This window comes from Roseivirga sp. (genome assembly GCF_034669765.1).
Taxonomy (GTDB): Bacteria; Bacteroidota; Bacteroidia; order Cytophagales; family Cyclobacteriaceae; genus Roseivirga.
Genome location: NZ_JAXMOQ010000004.1, coordinates 306001 through 322504 on the forward strand (window position 1 = coordinate 306001; position 16504 = coordinate 322504).

Here is a 16504-nt window from a genome sequence, read left to right on the forward strand (position 1 = left end):
AGTATTTTCAAACATGAAAGGTTTTCATGTCTACATTACAACCAATCCCTTAAAAGACTCTTTGTATACGGGCATGACCAACAACTTAGAATATCGAATCATTGAACATTATCTCAATAGGGGTCATAAGAAAACGTTCGCTGGCAGGTACTACAGCTATTGCCTACTTTATTACGAGTTTCATCATTCTGCTGTAGGTGCTATAGAAAGAGAGAAGGAAATTAAAAGCTGGACAAGAGTTAAGAAAGAAGAGCTCATCAATTCCATAAACCCAGATTGGCTGTTCTTGAATGATGAAATAACGCCTTGGCCTCCTGAACCTGATGTTACTGGAAGGGGTTAGCATCCTTGAATAATTACAAGAACTGCTTAGGCGACTATTAACACAAGTGTCAAAGTTAAGTCATACTGTAAGCTTCTTTTTCAGAAGCACAGAAAATACAGTTTACATCAAGCAATCCACTTGTGATTCGTGAAAAGTTCCCTACGGGATGACTGTAAAGCTGGCGTCAACGCACACGTAAGATCATTAGTACAAACTTCAAAAGCTAAGTCATGCTGTAAGCATCTTTTTCAGAAGCACAAGAAAAGAAAACCTACAAACAACAGTGGGACCTGTGTTTCGTGAAAATTCCGAAGCTTCGGAACCTACGGGATGACTGCAAGAGCTGGCTTATCTAGTGAAGCCTCGGCATTAGTACGAACTTCAAAGCTAAGTCATGCTGTAAGCATCATTTTCAGAATAGAAAGAAACTCATTGCCACACTCAAAAACATTCTGGAACACTTTGTGTAATTTAGAAGGGCATCTGCTATGGAAAAACCATCAAAAACTTGGCTGAAAATTTTTAAGATTACAGGGCTCACTGTATTCATTGCAGTTTTTCTGATGTCAATCTTCGTTACTTTCTTTCTGAAAGACCTCATTAACAATCGTTTAAAAAAGGAAATCAAAGACACATTTGGGGATTTTTATACCCTATCGTTTGAAAACAGCTACACGTCCTTATCGTGGAATGGTTTCAATATAGAATTCGAAAAAGTGGATTTTGAAACAGACACTGCCAACAAATTTATGATGATCCGTTACCCCGCAGTTTTCTTCAAAACCAATTCATTTAAGGTAGTAGACATTAACATTTCCCACCTCTTTTTTCGCTCAGTAATTGATGTAAACTCAGTAGCCATTCACCAACCCGAATTGCTCTTTTTCATACCTGAAAAATCAAGTTACAGCCAGAGCGATAGTCCTAAAGAAGAAGTCAAAAAGAGTGCCATCGACAGTATACGAGTGGCAAACTTCGACCTTACCAGTGGACATGCTTCATTCGTTTTTCATCGAAATTCAGCAGATACGCTCTACGCTGGAGAGCAGGTGAATGTGAAAATGGAGGGCTTAGAAATTGATTTAAACTCGACAGAAAGCATCATTAAAACCTCTAAAGTAGAACAGGTAGCTTTTTCATTGAACGAAATCCTACTGAGCCCAAAAGACTCAGGCTATAAATACCTGATTGAGGGAATCATCTTTGATTACCAAAACGAATTACTCCAGTGTTTTGGCGTGAAAGTAACCTCAAAAAGGAACCCTTATAAAATGACTCTAGAAAATAAATATCGAGAAACCATCTTCAATCTCTCTTTAGATACCCTCACTTATAAATCTGCGAATTTTAAGGAATTGAAAGACCTTTCTTCCATTAAAGGGACGGCCTTACATTTGGTCAATCTGAACATGGACCTTGTGAGAAACAAAAGCATTCCGTTGGATGAAACGCTCTACAAAAAGCTATTTCAGGAGTCATTTCTTAGTCTTCCAATCCCTGTTGAAATTGATAGTCTGTATCTAAAAAACAGCAGCATTGATTATAAACTCTACAGTAATAAAGAGCCGCATCCAGGCCATCTAATGTTGACGGAACTTGACGCCACCATTTCCAATCTTTATACTAAAAACGAAAAAAGAGATGTAATCACAGCAAGTTTTAAAGGTGTGTTTATGCAAGATGCCCCCTTTACTTTTGAAGCTAAACTCCCTTTAAAAGACCCGAAAAACCATACTTACAAAGGCCATATTGGCGCAATGGAATTCACTAGCCTCAACCCATTAATTGCTAACCTCACCAGAATTAAATTGGCCGAAGGTAAGATCAACAGCATCCATTTTGAAGGACGAGGAAACCAATTAAAAAACTGGGGCGCCATCCGCTCTGACTTTGAAGGATTAAAGTTGAAGGTAACGGACAATCAGAATAATGAGCGATGGTTACAGTCTGGCTTAGGCAACCTGATTGCCAGAAAAAATAACAGAAGAGGTAAAAATGGCCTCGTAGAACCGATTGAATACATTTTTGAGCGCCCTCCTTACAAAGACCACCTCACACTGTATGCAGGGGGTTTGATTGATGGTTTTGCCCTTAGTATTCTTCCCAAATCGGTATATAACCTCATCATGCAGCAATAATCGAAATGATTATTGCTCTTCTTTATCACACAATTCGATTAAAGGTTTTATTTTGCCACTACTGGTTTAAACCTTAATAGAAGTCAATGGACATTTTCAGCATCATTACCATACTTATTGTTCTTTCGGCAGTGTTTGCCTTTATCAATACCAAATTTCTGAAACTGCCTTTCACAATCGGGCTTATGCTCATTGCGATTTGCTTTACACTTGTCCTAACTATTCTGGGAAGTTTCAACCATTACATCTTGGATGAAGCTAAAATACTCATTGAATCCATCGACTTCGAAACTGCCCTCCTCGACATTATGCTGAGCTTTTTGCTCTTTGCAGGAGCGCTTCATACTAAACTCGATGCACTCAAAAAGCACAGAGTTCCCATTGCTTTATTCGCTACCATGGGTGTAGTTGTTTCTACCTTTATTATAGGAACGCTGATGTACTATGTAGCCATTCTCATCGGGCATGAAATCAATTATATCTATTGTTTGCTCTTTGGCGCTTTAATTTCTCCTACTGACCCTATTGCAGTTTTAGGAATTCTGAAAGATGCCAACGCGCCCAAGAAATTAGAAATCAAAATCGTAGGCGAATCGCTGTTTAACGATGGTGTTGGTGTAGTTGTGTTCTTGGTGATTTATAAAATTGCAGAACAAGGTTTGGCTTCGGTTGAGGCTACAGAAGTAAGCTTTCTTTTTTTCGAAGAAGTAGTGGGTGGAATTGCCCTTGGCCTTATTGGCGGATGGCTGGTATTCCAGCTTATGAGAACCATAGACCATTATGAAACCGAGGTGATTATTACGTTAGCCTTGGTCATGGGGCTCTCAGCTTTAGCCCATTTATTCCATGTTTCAGGGCCTTTGGCGGTTGTGGTTGCCGGAATTTTTATTGGGAATAAGTCGCCTAAAATTGCTTGGTCAACGACCACGCAGAATTATGTAGATAAATTCTGGGAATTGCTCGATGTGCTACTCAACGCCATTCTATTTGTATTAATCGGTTTAGAATTGCTTGTGATCACCATCAATGGTGAATACATCACCTTTGGTTTGATTGCCATTCCAGTAGCGCTTATCGCCAGGTATTTAGCCCTAGCTGGCCCAGTAGCATTGTTTAAAAAGAAACTAGATTTCATTCCAAAAACAAACCTGATTATGACTTGGGGTGGAATTCGTGGTGGAATCTCTATTGCCTTGGCGCTATCACTTAAACCAGAAATGGAGCGTGAGCTTTTCCTTACCGTCACTTATATTATCGTGGTTTTCTCCATCATTGGTCAAGGCTTAACCATTGGGCCTTTAGTTAAAAGGGTGTTGAAGAATAAGTAATATGACTTTAGGTGCGTTAATCATTTTGGCGCACCTAAATCCCACCATTTATAAATCGGTTTCGGAAGGTTCATATATTAGGTTATTTTTGAGTAAACCATTTAGCTATGCATTTTTTCAAACCAACCTATTTCAAAACGCTCTTGCTGCTCATCTTTGCTTTTTGCGCTTGCAGCTCTCCTACTGAAAACCTAAGTATCAATACTACTGAACTCGATTTCGATCCAATTCTGGTAGAAATGGACAGCATTCAGATGAGTGGAGACCTTGGTGCTTTTAGAGTGACCAAAAGTCAAAAGCAGATTGAGGAAGGCTTACAAATCATCACTTTTAAATTCGAAGCAGAAAAACCAAGCGAGCTAAAGCCTGTGTCTTTGTCATTCAATTTTCCTTCAGTGGATATTAATGGCTATTGGAACCCCACCAATAATGACAGAACGAATTATTACAGAAGTCCTCTAAGCTCAAAAGCATCGCAATGGGCGCCTGTCCTCACCCTCTACAATAACAGGCTTCAGAACAGAATTACATTTGCGCTTTCAGACGCGTTAAACAAAGTGGACATCAGCAGTTATTTACGCGAAGAAGATGTGAAGTTTTATCCCAACATCAGGCTCTTTACCGAGCGTATGCCGAAAACCACTTCTTATGAAATTGAACTAAGAATTGACACTCGACCGCTTCCTTATTACGAAGCTGTTGAGGGAGTGAGCGCATGGTGGGCTTCTAAACCAGAATACACTCCGTTAGCCGTTCCGGATATTGCAAAGCGACCAATGTATTCTACTTGGTACAGTTATCATCAGGGCATTACAGCCGAAGAAATTATTAAGGAATCTGCGATTGCTAAATCATTGGGCACTGATGCGGTAATTGTTGATGACGGATGGCAAACGCTTGATGGCAACCGAGGTTATGCCTACACTGGTGACTGGGAGCCCGATAGAATTCCTGACATGAAGGGTTTTGTAGATGGTGTGCATGCCACTGGAATGAAGTTCATTCTTTGGTACTCGCTTCCGTTTATGGGAGAGAACGCCAAGAATTTTGAGCGTTTCAAAGGCAAATACCTTTTCTATTGGAACGGACAAGGCACATGGATCATGGACCCGCGTTATCCTGAAGTAAGAGAATACATCATCAATACTTATGAAAAAGCACTAGACGACTGGGGGCTTGATGGTTTCAAACTCGATTTCATCGGTCGTTTTTCGGCACAAGCCGATACGGATTTGACCGCCAGAGATGGACGTGATTTTGCCTCGGTCAACGAAGCCACCGATCATTTAATGACGGAAGTAATGAATCGTCTTAAGGCCAAAAAGCAAGACATTATGATCGAATTCCGTCAGCCCTACATAGGCCCATTGATGCGTAAATTCGGAAATATGTTGCGTGGTACTGATGTCCCTAACAATGCAGTCGCCAACCGAGTAGAAACAACCACTTTGCGCATTATGGCTGGAAATACTGCCGTACATGCCGATATGTTTATTTGGAGAAAAGAAGAATCTGTTGAGTCCGCAGCGCTTCAAATTTTAAATATTATGTATAGCGTTCCTCAGCTTTCTGTTCGTTTGGAAGAAATTCCTGAGCATCATTTGAATATGATCCGTTATTGGTTCAAGTATTGGAATGAGAACCGTGACATTCTTCTGGACTCAAAATTTATTCCTTCAAACCCAAGCGCCAATTACCCCATGCTAACCGCCCACAATGGTGAAAAGCAGATCACCACTCTTTTCGAAGAGCTTTTGGTGAGACCAGAAAGTGACAACCTTTCTGCTTTGGACATTGTAAATGCCAAGGGCAGCAAAATCGTTATGCTAGAACTGGCAAAAGATTGGAAGGGCAATATTACCGTTCTCGATACCGAAGGAAATGAGGTATTGAACAAGTCGGTTACTTTAAAAGCAGGCCTCAACCGCTTAGAAGCCCCACTTTCTGGAATGATTAAACTGACTAAATAGGTTCTAGTTTGAGAAAATCAGCAGTCAAACTACTGGTAATACTTATTGCCATTCCCTTAAATCAAGTATTTGCTCAGCAAATACCTGAAATGCTTGCAGATAGGGTCGCATTCTGTAATTCCAACTTTGACGAAAGCACAACTTCTCAACTAAGATCAGAATTTCAAGAGCTTGAAAACTACTTTATCAAAAAGGGACTTCTAAAAGATAGCTCGTGTCTAAGCTATATACATAATCTACAATAAGCCAAAGTGAACCATACCACCAAATTGACTCTTATACCAATTTTTGGTACATTTGAAAAAAGACAGAGCTATGGCTAAAAATACTTCAGTATCACTTGGTAGTTATTTTGACCAATTTGTTCAAGGCAGAATAAATGAAGGTCGATTCAAAAATGTTAGCGAAGTTATACGTGCTGGATTAAGGCTTTTGGAAGAAGAGGAAAGTAGAGTCGTTGCATTACGTAATTCGATTCAGGAAGGAGTTGATAGTGGAATCGCACATGACTTCGATCCAAAGCAGCATTTGGAATCCCTAAAAGCTAAGAAACACTCCAATGGCTAATTATAAACTCACAAAAAAAGCTGTTGAGGATATATCTAAAATTTGGGCATATACACTGGAAACATGGTCAGAAAATCAGGCTGACAAATATTACGAGATGCTGATTTCAAGTTTCCAAGAAATTGCTAACAACCCTAATTCAGGCAAAAATTATGAAGGTATTACTCCAAACCTGTTCGGGGTTAAGGTCAATCGACATATTGTATTCTACAGAATCGTTAATAAAAACTATATCGAGATTATCAGGATTTTGCACGAGAGTATGGATTTAAAAAAAAGAATAACCGAGTAAAAACCATATTCAACTCACTCCCTCCTACTCATAATACACCACCACTTTAGGCTGTTCGGGTAGTGCCCTGTAGATGGCCGTAAGGGCTTTGTCGTTGGCTTCTAAAATTAGCGAAGGCTGATATTCATAGGGTTGAAAATTGACCATAGCAGTCAAAAAAGATTTTGTCCTTTCCATTCTTCTCCCCGACCAAAAACTACGATTGGCTTTTTTATCTACTGAAGTCAGGTCCTCATCTTGCGTAATAAGAAAGTGAATTCCGTTGTCGGTAATTAACTTGATAAAAACAGGTTGGTGCGCCAAAGTGTCGGGTGTAGTAACCGAAGTCAGTAATTCTTCTGGGTTTTTGGGCGCTATCTTTTCAATAATAGGCTCCTTTATAATACTGGCTTCAGACAGCGTTACAGACAGAGGTTTCGAAAACGTTTGCATATACATGCCCTGAGGTAATTTCCTGAGCATTGGATCAAGCTTCATTGAGGTCATTTTCACATTGTAAATCACAACGCCATTGATAAACAGGCCTAGGGTGCTATCAGGTACATTGATGATTAAATGAATAGAGTCCTTCTTTGAAAGACTTAATAAGGCATCTCTATAAGCAATCAAACGTTGAATCGAATCTAATTTAGCGTCATCATAAACCACTATTGTTTCTTGATTTTGCTTCCATTCTGCCAGTTTGTTTACTGGAGCCATGGCATATTTCACCAGCCCAAAAATCATTATGATCAGTATCACCGCTAAAGCGATACATAAGAAAATTGACTTCCCTCCTTTGCTTAGGTTCTTTTCTTGTTCTTCCATTCAATTAGAAAATATAAACCTTTGAACCAATGGGCAGCGACTTATACACTAACTCCAAGTTGGCATCATCCAAACGAATACAACCATGCGTTACTGGCAATCCTAAAAACCGCTGATACAACGTGCCATGGATCAGGTAACCATCGCCAATACTCAACGAATAGTCGCCCAAAACTCCGTATTCAAAACGGGACGAATGATTTGGAGAAGGCACAGGTAAACCATCTTCTACGAAAGCCCAATCGGGCTTCTTCCACACGGGATCTTTCGTCTTATTCAATATTTTAAATTCGCCTTTGGGCGTTTTAAACATCCATTGCTTTTTGCTGTCGTTTCCTTTTAAGAGAATGTAGCTGCCCGTTGAGCAGATATCGCTTTTGATCAGGTTCGTTCCCTTATACAAGTAGAATTCATTGACCGTGCTGTTCACTACCAAGTAGTTATTTTTAGGAATATTGGCCGATAGCTTTTTATCCAAAATCGCCAATTGGTTCTGCATGTCGGTCAGCAAAGTGGCTTCGGTTTCCTTATCTACTTTCACCACATCTTCCTGAGCAGTTAAGCTGATCATGATGGTTTGAATTTTCACCAAAACCAGCAGTAACAACACCATGGTTGTTGCCAACACTACCCATTTCCTTATGTTCATTTTCTTCTCCATTATTTAGTTGAGAGCGGTTTAAGCGACCCCACGATAATTACTTGTGTGTTTTCTGAAGCCAAGCCAAAAAGCTTATCCATATCATTGTTATCTAAGGCTACACAGCCATCAGTCCAATCCAAACCTTTGCCGCCATCACCGTGTATTTCTATTAAGTTGCCAATCGAGGCATTCCTCGGAATAATGCCTTTGGCCTTATTCTCTTTAAAGCGTTTCTGATCGTCAGCATTAGGGTAGTTCAGCAGCAAAGCTTTGTAATATTTGGTCTGCCCACTTCCTTTTTTCTTCACCACTTTATACACGCCTTCAGGAGTGGTTTTATCCCCGGAAAGCATCTTGTCCCCCATCCAGTTAGCACCAAGTTCCATATTGAAAGTATGGGTCAGTTTACCTTTGGCGTATACATAGCAAAGCCTCTCCATCTTGTCGATGATAAAAACGGTTTCATTCGCTTTGCGCGACTTCTCAATTCCCGCAGACACCCACTGTTTCCATTGTGGATAGTCCTTGAAGAAATCGGTCATGGTAGCCTCGGCTTGCCCAATCAGTTGAGTCATGTCCTTTTCCAACTTGCTTAAGCTCTCTTTCAGAAGTGCAGCATTTCCATTTTCAAATGCGGAAGACACTTCATGATAAAGCATACGCGATTGTGCAAGTCGTTTTACCGAGCTTTCGCTCAGCGGAATATTTTTATACTTCAGGTCGAAACGCTCAAACTGATCATCGATTACATCGAGGCGTTTGCTGTAGTTTGACCATGTTTTTTTACGCATGACTTGAGCGGTACTCTTGGCCAAAATTGCCGTTTCTGACGCTTTAGAAGCCAATTTTTTTGTAATCAGAAAGTCTTTCATAAAGAAAAACCGATCGTTTTCTTTGGCCCAAGCCACCATGGCCGAGTCATACAAGGTGGTTGCCTTTTTATACAAATCTGGCGCGTATTCAGACGCCTGACTTTTTTCCGCTTCCGAAAGCTTTTCGCGTGCCTCGGTCAATTCAGCCAGCGGAGGCTGAGGAAAAATGAAGGAAGGAAATAGTAATGCCATTAGAATTAGCACAGTGAGCAGTGCAATCGTTAGCCATTTGATTTTCATATCTTTTCAAAAAATGAAAATCCCCTTTAGGCTTTGAAACCTTCAGGGGATTTTGCCTTTATCGTTCTACTAAAATTACTTTCTTCTAGGAGCAGCTTTGTATTTGCTGATGACTTCAGTTAATTCAGTATTGATTGTGCTTGCTTTTTCTTTAGCAACTTTCACTTTCGCTAACGAAGGCTTCAACTCACCGTTTTGAAACATTGTGTTTGACTCAGTAATAGAAGCCTCAACAACATCCAATTCAGTTTTGATCGCCTCCAATGCGGTTGTTCCTTCTTTGCCTTTAGGAGCCTCAATAATTAATTGTCTTCCTTGAGCAACCAAAGTTTGAACCTCTTCCATTGAAGCCAAGATTTCAGCTTTCACTGCTTCCTTAGTGGCTTCAGTGCTAGCAGAAACTTCGTTAGCCATTGCAGTCACGTTGTTTAATTTCTCAACAGTCTTAGTGTACTTTTTGAAAAACTTAGATTTTTGCTCTTCTAAGCTCGCCATAGCTACCGCCATAGAATCATTCAAAGCATTGTATTGCTCGGTAACATACACTTCAGCACCAGCAACTTTTGCGGTTTCGATAGCAGCTGTAGCAGCATCAATTTCAGTTTGTGGTACATCTGCACAAGAAGTCATGCCTACCATACCAATGATTAATGCACCGATTAATTTGTTCGTAATTTTCATAATTGTTTATTCTCTCCTTTTAATTGTTGATTGTCGCCCGAAGGCATACATGGTTTTAGTTTTGATCATGAGACGCAACATTTTCAAAAAGTAACATGGCCGATGAACAAATATTTTCGGAAGTTTCAAAAAGGCTTAAATCACTCAAATTTTAACGTATCGGTAGATTTTAAAATTTATCTTCTCTCCTAAGGAAAAGTCTAGTTATCTTATTGACTCAATTGTATTAGAGAAATTTCGCAATAGACCGAGCATGAGAATTAAGAAACTTAGAGGACACCATCGCATTTGGAAAGAAATTGAAGCTTGGAAGAATGAAAACCTTCAACTCGATACTGAATCCTTACAAAGCAGCCAACGCGATCACACCAAAATATGGGTCAGCCCCTATTGCGACTACACTATGCTCAACAGCGAATACCCGCAACCCAAAGGTAAAACCCGCCAAAAAATCCTTAATGGTTTGATTGACATTTACAATGAATGGAAAAAGCAGCTAGATGAACTGGGCGAACCTTACTACCTTAAAATATGGCTTAACGATCCTTATTTCTCTCAATCTCAGGTAGTATGTGCGATTGGTGATTTCCTCCATTTTTATGATCGTACATTCTTTAAGCCTGACCAAGAATACGCAACACATGCTAAACCTCGAATCAAAAACCTTCCTGCTGGCTTTAATTGGGAGTGCCGTTTAGACGAAATGCATTTGACCAGTAATGACTTGGGCCAGCCTGAAGATTACTTTGATGAAGAAGATTACCTCATAGAGAAAAATCGGTTCGAAGCCCAAATAAAAAGGCCACACCGAAAGACAGTCAGTAAATCAGAAGATGGAGAAATAACCGAGTATTACTCCTTCAAATTGGGGCATGCTTGGCTGGGAAGTAAGGATTGACCTCTATTTCCTAATTAAGTCATCAACGGTTAAAGTGCTGTTCACCAAATTAAGTACGCCCAAAGTATCAATGGTTGTTTGAAGCATAGCAGGGTTAAGGTGCGGACTAGGCGTCCAGCTTACGTCTTTGAGCCACGCCTCTACATCTTCTGGCTTTAAGTTATAGAAGTCGCTGATCAGTTTCACTTTATCTGCACTGGCTATAAATTGATTTACCTGTTGAAACAAAGCGTTGATAGTAGTTAAAACAGCTTCTTTCTTTTCTTCAAAAGCCTTGTCCGACACACAGATCACGAAGCAGCTGAAAGGCGTTTTTCGCTCACCAACTCTTCTGAACTCTCCACTATCCACCAGAGATTTGGTCGTGAATTTTTCCCAGAAGAAAATATCTGAATCGCCATATTTGAATGACTCGCGCGCACCAGCCAAATTATCGATCAATTCAAATTTCATATCTTCGATAGACCAGCCTCTGGCTTTTGCGTCAATAATAGCCATCAGGTGAGAACCCGAGCCATAGCGGCTAATGGCATAGCGTTTCCCTTCAACGTCCGAAACAGTTTGCGAAGCAGAATTAGCGGGCACGTGAATTCCCCAGGTCAAAAAGGAATCAACATAAAAGCTGAAAATTTTGAATTTCTTTCCCCTATCAATTCCTTGAACAGCACCTTCCGTAAGCAGCACTCCGATGTCTAAATCGCCATCGTGTAAAGATTGGGCCAAAAGACCTGTGCCCCCATGGTAATCGGCCCAGTGTGGTTTAATACCAGACTTCTCAAGTGTTCCTGAAGAAAGCAATAGTTGCCAAGGCATATTAAAATGTTCTGGTACTCCGCCTATTTTCAATTCAACCATTATTCTGCCGAAAAATTTGAGGCGCAAAGAACACCAAAATCAGAGAGAAAAGCGCTCAAAATATTGAAAGAATGTCATTCCGCTGATTAAAAGGCGGAAAAGGGTTATAGAGAAATGAGGTGACAAGAAAAAAGCCTCCATGAGTGATTCAGCTCACAGAGGCTTTGCTTACAATCAAGTATTAGTTTACCTGATTTCTTTCATCAATTCTTCAATGGCTTTTTCCAGTTGTTGGTCTCTTCCTTTATCTACAACACCCGGCATCAACTTCACTTTAAACTGAGGTTCAGTTTGGTTGTTTTCCATCCACTCGCCCGCTTTGTTCTTAGCGCTTACAGGTACAACACCCCATCTTCCACCATCAGGCAAGCCTTCCCAACCCGCAAAACTACAAGTACCCGGCACTGGCATACCTACTGTTTTTCCAATTCCAAGTTCAGCATAGCCAATAGCAAAACAACTGCCGTCAGAGTACATACTTTCGTTGAAGAGGGCCAAAGTCGGTTTCGTCCAGCGAGAAGTAGGTTCCCCACCCACTACTTTGGCTTCGGTGGCATAAGTAAGAAAGGGTTCACCTGTAAAAAACATGGCCAAATCGGCCACCAAATCTCCTCCACCGTTAAATCGTGTATCTACGACCACAGCTTTACGGTCAGAGAACTTGCCCATCATGTCTTCATAAATACTACGGTAAGGCCCATCGCTCATGCCCGGAATGTGCACATAACCCAATTGACCATTACTCTTCTCTTCGACTTCTTTCTCATTGATTTTCACCCAACGATCATATAACAAACCTCTTTCGGAACCCAAAGAAATAGGTTTCATGGTAATTTGCTGCCTCTTTTTAGTAGCAGGATCATAAATTTCTAACAAAGTGAATTGGTCCGCTTTACGGTTTAAGTACTTGGCTACATCCACATTCTGAGCAATGGTTTCACCATCAATTTTCTCGATGATCATTCCCTTTTTTACATTGAGGTTAGCTTTGTCTAGTGGCCCGTCTTTGATTACTTCGGCAATTAAAACACCATCGCCTTTATGCTTATAATCCATAAAAACACCCAGCGAAGCAGTGGCATCTGGATTAGGAATGCTGGTGCTGTATCTGGCGCCAGAGTGGGATACGTTCAATTCCCCCAACATTTCTGACAGCATTTCTGAGAATTCATATGAGTTGCCGATTGAAGGCAAATACTTAGCGTATTCTTTTCTCATTAACTCCCAATCAATGCCATGAAAACTTGGTTCGTAGAAAACATTCTTAGTTCTAATGTACACATGATCAAACATATACTGACGCTCTGCAACGGCATCGTAATTCATTTCACCTTTTACATCCACGCCTTCGCGCTTACCGCTTTCTGGGTCAATTTTAGAGATTTTACCTCCGCTTAATAAGTAGAGATTCTTCCGCTCTTTGTCCCAAGTAAGACTGCCATTACCCCCATCGAGTTTCAAAGCCATTTTGGTTTCTCTGGTTCTTAAATCGGTACTCCAAAGGTTCATTCCTTTCTCGAAACGTGCCAAATAATACAGCTTATCGCCATCTTTAGAAAGTACGGCATCGCCCAGACTAGAAGAGTGGATGGTCATTCTCACCCTTCGGTCTTTCATGTCGTCCCAATCGAAAGTGAGGTCTTTCACTTTTTCTACCTCCTTATCCTTATCCTCTTTTTTGTCTTTGTCCGCATCTTTGTCTTTCGTCTCATCCTTTTTAGTCGCTTTTTCGATTTCTTTCATCAAGTCATAATCTTCTTTGCTCAGGTTGTACTTATCCCAAGCATCTTGATCGAAGAACATGCTATATACATCGCGTTGAGACGAACCGCTGGTGGCATAACTCTTCAAGCCATCACGATTACTGAACCATATCATTTGTTTGCCATCGTTCACCCATTTAGGATTGCCGTCTCCATAGCCGCTTTCGGTAAGATTCACTCTTTTAGAGCCATCTGCCGCCAGAAGCAAAACTTCGCTATTGCTCAATGTTTTCCCCCAATCGAACAAAATCCATTTGCTATCAGGGCTCCAAGTGAAAGATTGATCGCCATCGCCCATGTGGAACAAATCATCTGGTGTCATTAAAACGGTTGCGTTGTTCGAAGCCAAATCCACTACTTTCAAAGTTCTTCTTCCTTCAATAAAGGCTAGTTTCTTGCCATCGGGTGAAAAATTAGGAAGGTAATTATCTAACTTATTCTGCACCAAAGGCTCTTCTTTTAATAAGGTTGAAGCGAAGAAAAATGGCTCTTCGGTTTCACGAACTCTGGTGGTTTTAAAGATGCTCCATCGGCCATCTCTTTCGCTCGCATACACCACTGACTTTCCATCGGGTGAAAAAGTCACGAAGTTTTCTTGCTCAGGCGTGTTGGTAATTCTTTTGGTGAGAGAACCATCTACAGAAGTCACAAACACTTCACCACGGGCTGTAAATGCAATTTCTTTTCCATTCGGTGAAATGGCCATTTCGCCCACACCGCCATTAATAGAAACGAATTTATCGCTGTTGGCTTTGCTTTGCGTAACAATGTTCACTGAAAGCTTTTTAGGCTGTTGCCCTTCTTTCATGGTGTATAATTCTCCATCGTAGCCAAAGCTCAAAGTGCCTCCGCCCATGCTTAGGAAACGCACTGGGTGAGTTTTGAAGTTCGTCAGCTGAGTTCTTGCAGAAGGATTGTCAAGCGAAAGTTTGTGCACATTGAAATTGCTACTTTCTTCGCTTAAAAAGTAAAGGCTTTTCTCGTCTTGGCTATAAATCGGCTGACGGTCTTCCCCTACATAAGACGTAATCATTTTGTGCGAATCCGTCTCTAAATCATAAACCCAAATATCACGGGCAATGGCAGAATTTTGATGCTTTCGGAATTCGTTTTCGCCTCCTTTTTTATCGTGGTAAACCATTTGGCTTCCGCTTTTATTCACCTGGACATATTCTGCCGGGAAAGAAAAAAATTGATCTACTCTACCTCCAGCCGCAGGCACGGAATACAACTCTGACTGAGAACCATGTGGATATTGTCTGTTCTCGGCCAAATCTTGTCTTAGTGCGCCAAACAATACTGATTTATTATCGGCAGAAAAAGAGAAAGGCTGCTCATCGTTTGAATGGAAAGTAATGCGGTTCGCTTCCCCTCCACGGATGTCCATGGTAAACACATCGAAGTTGCCATAACGATCTGAAGCAAAGGCAATAGTCTTTCCATCTTTGCTGAACACTGGCATAAAATCATGCGACTCATGGAAAGTAAGCTGGGTGGCATCACCACCGTTTGCACTTACTTTGTATAGGTCGCCTTTGTAGGTAAACACAATGGTTGAGCCATCAGGAGAGATGACAGGATACCTGAGCCAGTTCGGTGCAGTCTGAGCGAAAAGCCCTACCGAAACCAGCATTAAAAGTGTAATAAATTGTTTTTTCATATGAGGGTTGATTTGTAGAGGGTGAAGCTATGAAAAAAATCAAATCGCAGCTAATGTCAAATCTCATAAAGTCAAAAACTAATCATCCAACAAAGCAACATTCAAAAAGTCGATCATAGGCAAAATAGCGGTATAAGATTCAATTACCATATCATGGAAATCTTCAGAAAGAATATCCTTCCGCGTAATCGGACGCATGGCTGCAATACTTTTCAGTCTTAGCAATTCGATAAATTCATGCTGTTGCGAATAGCCTTTTGGGGCAGTTTTTAAAGCACCTTCAGTATAGAAATGATACCAACTTTTAAAAGGCTCAGCATTTAAGGTTTTCATCAGCTTGTGCCCCTCGTAATCAATCTCAGTCCTGATTTTCTTCAGTCTTGCACTGTCTGGATGCCAAATACCACCTGCCATTAAGGTTTCGTCCGTGCCCAAGTGTACATAGAAATCCGCTAAGCCTTTTCCATGTCCAAACACCACTCCAAAATGATCTTTATAGGTCGGCCTTTCAGGATGAAACATCAGGTTGTTATTGATTCGGCTAATGGCTTTTCTGGCCGTGAGCTGCACAATTCTTGGGTCGATTTCCTTCAGCGAAGCTAAAATAGGCTCGAACAGATTGACCACTTCGTTTTTGGCTTCTTCGTACCAAGCCCTGTTGGCATCCATCCACTCTTTAGAGTTGTGTGCACTGAGTTGCTCCAAAAATTCAAAAATCAGTTTTCTTGCCATCGTCTTTACTACCCGTTTTTCCGCCTAAAGTTTATGCTTGATTTTCAATAAGGGAAATTCCATTCATATCAGTAGTGAGGTAGTCGGTCATTACATCGAAAAAAGGACGCAAGGCCAAAAATGTAGACAGGGCATTTTTCACAAAGTCTGGTGAGATTACTTCCTTGTCTGAGAAGCTTTTAAACACGTACATCGATTTATACCTTAATAGGTCAATGGAAGGATGATCTTTCTCAAAGCCTTTTGGTGCCGTTTTCAACTGCTCCCCCTGCAAGCCTCCAAAGGTCTTTATGAACTTAGGGTCTGAAATCACTTTCTTTAATGGTTCATCATCCATCGCGATATGATCACGAATAAGTTTGATATCATCGGCATTGGGTTGATAAAAACCTCCGCCCACCACTGTGTTTCCACCTGGCTGTAAGTGGAAGTAATAGCCACCTCTCAAGGCTGGTTTGGATCGATTAAAACTTCCAGCCCAACGTGGATTATATGGACTTTTATCCTTTGAAAAACGAACATCTCTATAAATACGCATCAAACTCTTCTTTCCTGTAGGCGTGGTGATTTGATCCTGTTCCGAAAGACCTGCCAACAAAGCATCGGCTACAGAAATCGCATTTTCATGGGCTTGTTCGTACTCCTTCTTATTGGCCGTAAACCATTCGCGGTTATTGTTTTCAGATAAGGTTTTCAGAAACGAAAAATTGGAGGAACTGATATTCATGACTTT

At 40.8% G+C, this 16504-nt stretch carries 15 protein-coding genes; 7 read left to right on the top strand and 8 right to left on the bottom strand.

Translation table 11 applies throughout. The features are described from left to right. The first annotated feature begins 13 nt into the window (after window positions 1-13). The 6 genes from VOI17_RS10035 (at window position 14) to VOI17_RS10060 (ending at window position 6620) form a co-directional block, all read left to right on the top strand. Window positions 14-343 carry a GIY-YIG nuclease family protein gene (locus VOI17_RS10035; protein ID WP_323757119.1) on the top strand — a complete coding sequence of 110 codons (330 nt, stop codon included), beginning with the start codon at window positions 14-16 and terminating at the stop codon, window positions 341-343. A 470-nt stretch (window positions 344-813) separates the two neighbouring features. Next, window positions 814-2463: a hypothetical protein gene (locus VOI17_RS10040; RefSeq protein ID WP_323757120.1), complete on the top strand. Its 1650-nt coding sequence runs from the start codon at window positions 814-816 to the stop codon at window positions 2461-2463. 86 nt (window positions 2464-2549) lie between these two features. Continuing rightward, entirely contained in the window at window positions 2550-3791 is a 1242-nt protein-coding gene (locus tag VOI17_RS10045) for a sodium:proton antiporter (protein WP_323757121.1), read from the top strand. A gap of 107 nt (window positions 3792-3898) precedes the next feature. After that, on the top strand, window positions 3899-5761 hold the full coding sequence (locus VOI17_RS10050) for a glycoside hydrolase family 36 protein (RefSeq protein ID WP_323757122.1): 1863 nt from the start codon (window positions 3899-3901) through the stop codon (window positions 5759-5761). Window positions 5762-6058: 297 nt separating this feature from the next. Then, complete coding sequence (locus tag VOI17_RS10055; protein ID WP_323757123.1) at window positions 6059-6328, top strand: type II toxin-antitoxin system ParD family antitoxin; 270 nt, start codon at window positions 6059-6061, stop codon at window positions 6326-6328. Next, window positions 6321-6620, top strand: coding sequence for a type II toxin-antitoxin system RelE/ParE family toxin (locus VOI17_RS10060; RefSeq protein WP_323757124.1), 300 nt, complete (start codon window positions 6321-6323; stop codon window positions 6618-6620). Before VOI17_RS10055 ends, VOI17_RS10060 begins: the two co-directional genes overlap by 8 nt. Before the next feature lie 24 nt (window positions 6621-6644). Here VOI17_RS10060 and VOI17_RS10065 read toward each other — a convergent pair whose 3' ends face one another. From VOI17_RS10065 to VOI17_RS10080, 4 genes are all read right to left on the bottom strand, one after another. Continuing rightward, the gene (locus tag VOI17_RS10065; protein WP_323757125.1) at window positions 6645-7427 is read right to left on the bottom strand and encodes a hypothetical protein; all 783 of its coding nucleotides are present in this window, start codon (window positions 7425-7427) and stop codon (window positions 6645-6647) included. Between the two features lie 4 nt (window positions 7428-7431). Then, window positions 7432-8088 (bottom strand): L,D-transpeptidase, encoded by a 657-nt coding sequence (locus VOI17_RS10070; protein WP_323757126.1) that lies wholly within the window; start codon window positions 8086-8088, stop codon window positions 7432-7434. Continuing rightward, window positions 8088-9182, bottom strand: coding sequence for a L,D-transpeptidase family protein (locus tag VOI17_RS10075; protein ID WP_323757127.1), 1095 nt, complete (start codon window positions 9180-9182; stop codon window positions 8088-8090). Before VOI17_RS10075 ends, VOI17_RS10070 begins: the two co-directional genes overlap by 1 nt. 75 nt (window positions 9183-9257) lie before the next feature. Beyond that, window positions 9258-9863, bottom strand: coding sequence for a hypothetical protein (locus VOI17_RS10080; RefSeq protein WP_323757128.1), 606 nt, complete (start codon window positions 9861-9863; stop codon window positions 9258-9260). 253 nt (window positions 9864-10116) lie between these two features. Here VOI17_RS10080 and VOI17_RS10085 point away from each other — a divergent pair, with 253 nt between their 5' ends. Continuing rightward, a complete protein-coding gene (locus tag VOI17_RS10085) occupies window positions 10117-10761 on the top strand; it encodes a hypothetical protein (protein ID WP_323757129.1) in 645 nt (214 codons plus the stop codon). Between the two features lie 3 nt (window positions 10762-10764). Here the strand turns inward: VOI17_RS10085 and VOI17_RS10090 are convergent, their stop codons facing one another. The 4 genes from VOI17_RS10090 to VOI17_RS10105 form a co-directional block, all read right to left on the bottom strand. Further along, window positions 10765-11574, bottom strand: a complete 810-nt coding sequence (locus VOI17_RS10090) for an ABC transporter substrate-binding protein (protein WP_323757130.1) — start codon at window positions 11572-11574, stop codon at window positions 10765-10767. 228 nt (window positions 11575-11802) lie between these two features. After that, complete coding sequence (locus VOI17_RS10095) at window positions 11803-15039, bottom strand: S41 family peptidase (RefSeq protein WP_323757131.1); 3237 nt, start codon at window positions 15037-15039, stop codon at window positions 11803-11805. A gap of 78 nt (window positions 15040-15117) precedes the next feature. Next, window positions 15118-15771: a DUF2461 domain-containing protein gene (locus tag VOI17_RS10100; protein ID WP_323757132.1), complete on the bottom strand. Its 654-nt coding sequence runs from the start codon at window positions 15769-15771 to the stop codon at window positions 15118-15120. Window positions 15772-15802: 31 nt separating this feature from the next. Further along, window positions 15803-16498 (bottom strand): DUF2461 domain-containing protein, encoded by a 696-nt coding sequence (locus VOI17_RS10105; protein ID WP_323757133.1) that lies wholly within the window; start codon window positions 16496-16498, stop codon window positions 15803-15805. Between the last annotated feature and the right edge of the window lie 6 nt (window positions 16499-16504).

Coding starts and splice junctions, on each gene's coding strand:
- VOI17_RS10060 (WP_323757124.1), top strand. CDS start 6,321: ATGGCTAATTATAAACTCACAAAAAAAGCTGTTGAGGATATATCTAAA.
- VOI17_RS10095 (WP_323757131.1), bottom strand. CDS start 15,039: ATGAAAAAACAATTTATTACACTTTTAATGCTGGTTTCGGTAGGGCTT.
- VOI17_RS10090 (WP_323757130.1), bottom strand. CDS start 11,574: ATGCCTTGGCAACTATTGCTTTCTTCAGGAACACTTGAGAAGTCTGGT.
- VOI17_RS10085 (WP_323757129.1), top strand. CDS start 10,117: ATGAGAATTAAGAAACTTAGAGGACACCATCGCATTTGGAAAGAAATT.
- VOI17_RS10100 (WP_323757132.1), bottom strand. CDS start 15,771: ATGGCAAGAAAACTGATTTTTGAATTTTTGGAGCAACTCAGTGCACAC.
- VOI17_RS10040 (WP_323757120.1), top strand. CDS start 814: ATGGAAAAACCATCAAAAACTTGGCTGAAAATTTTTAAGATTACAGGG.
- VOI17_RS10080 (WP_323757128.1), bottom strand. CDS start 9,863: ATGAAAATTACGAACAAATTAATCGGTGCATTAATCATTGGTATGGTA.
- VOI17_RS10065 (WP_323757125.1), bottom strand. CDS start 7,427: ATGGAAGAACAAGAAAAGAACCTAAGCAAAGGAGGGAAGTCAATTTTC.
- VOI17_RS10035 (WP_323757119.1), top strand. CDS start 14: ATGAAAGGTTTTCATGTCTACATTACAACCAATCCCTTAAAAGACTCT.
- VOI17_RS10070 (WP_323757126.1), bottom strand. CDS start 8,088: ATGGAGAAGAAAATGAACATAAGGAAATGGGTAGTGTTGGCAACAACC.
- VOI17_RS10105 (WP_323757133.1), bottom strand. CDS start 16,498: ATGAATATCAGTTCCTCCAATTTTTCGTTTCTGAAAACCTTATCTGAA.
- VOI17_RS10075 (WP_323757127.1), bottom strand. CDS start 9,182: ATGAAAATCAAATGGCTAACGATTGCACTGCTCACTGTGCTAATTCTA.
- VOI17_RS10045 (WP_323757121.1), top strand. CDS start 2,550: ATGGACATTTTCAGCATCATTACCATACTTATTGTTCTTTCGGCAGTG.
- VOI17_RS10050 (WP_323757122.1), top strand. CDS start 3,899: ATGCATTTTTTCAAACCAACCTATTTCAAAACGCTCTTGCTGCTCATC.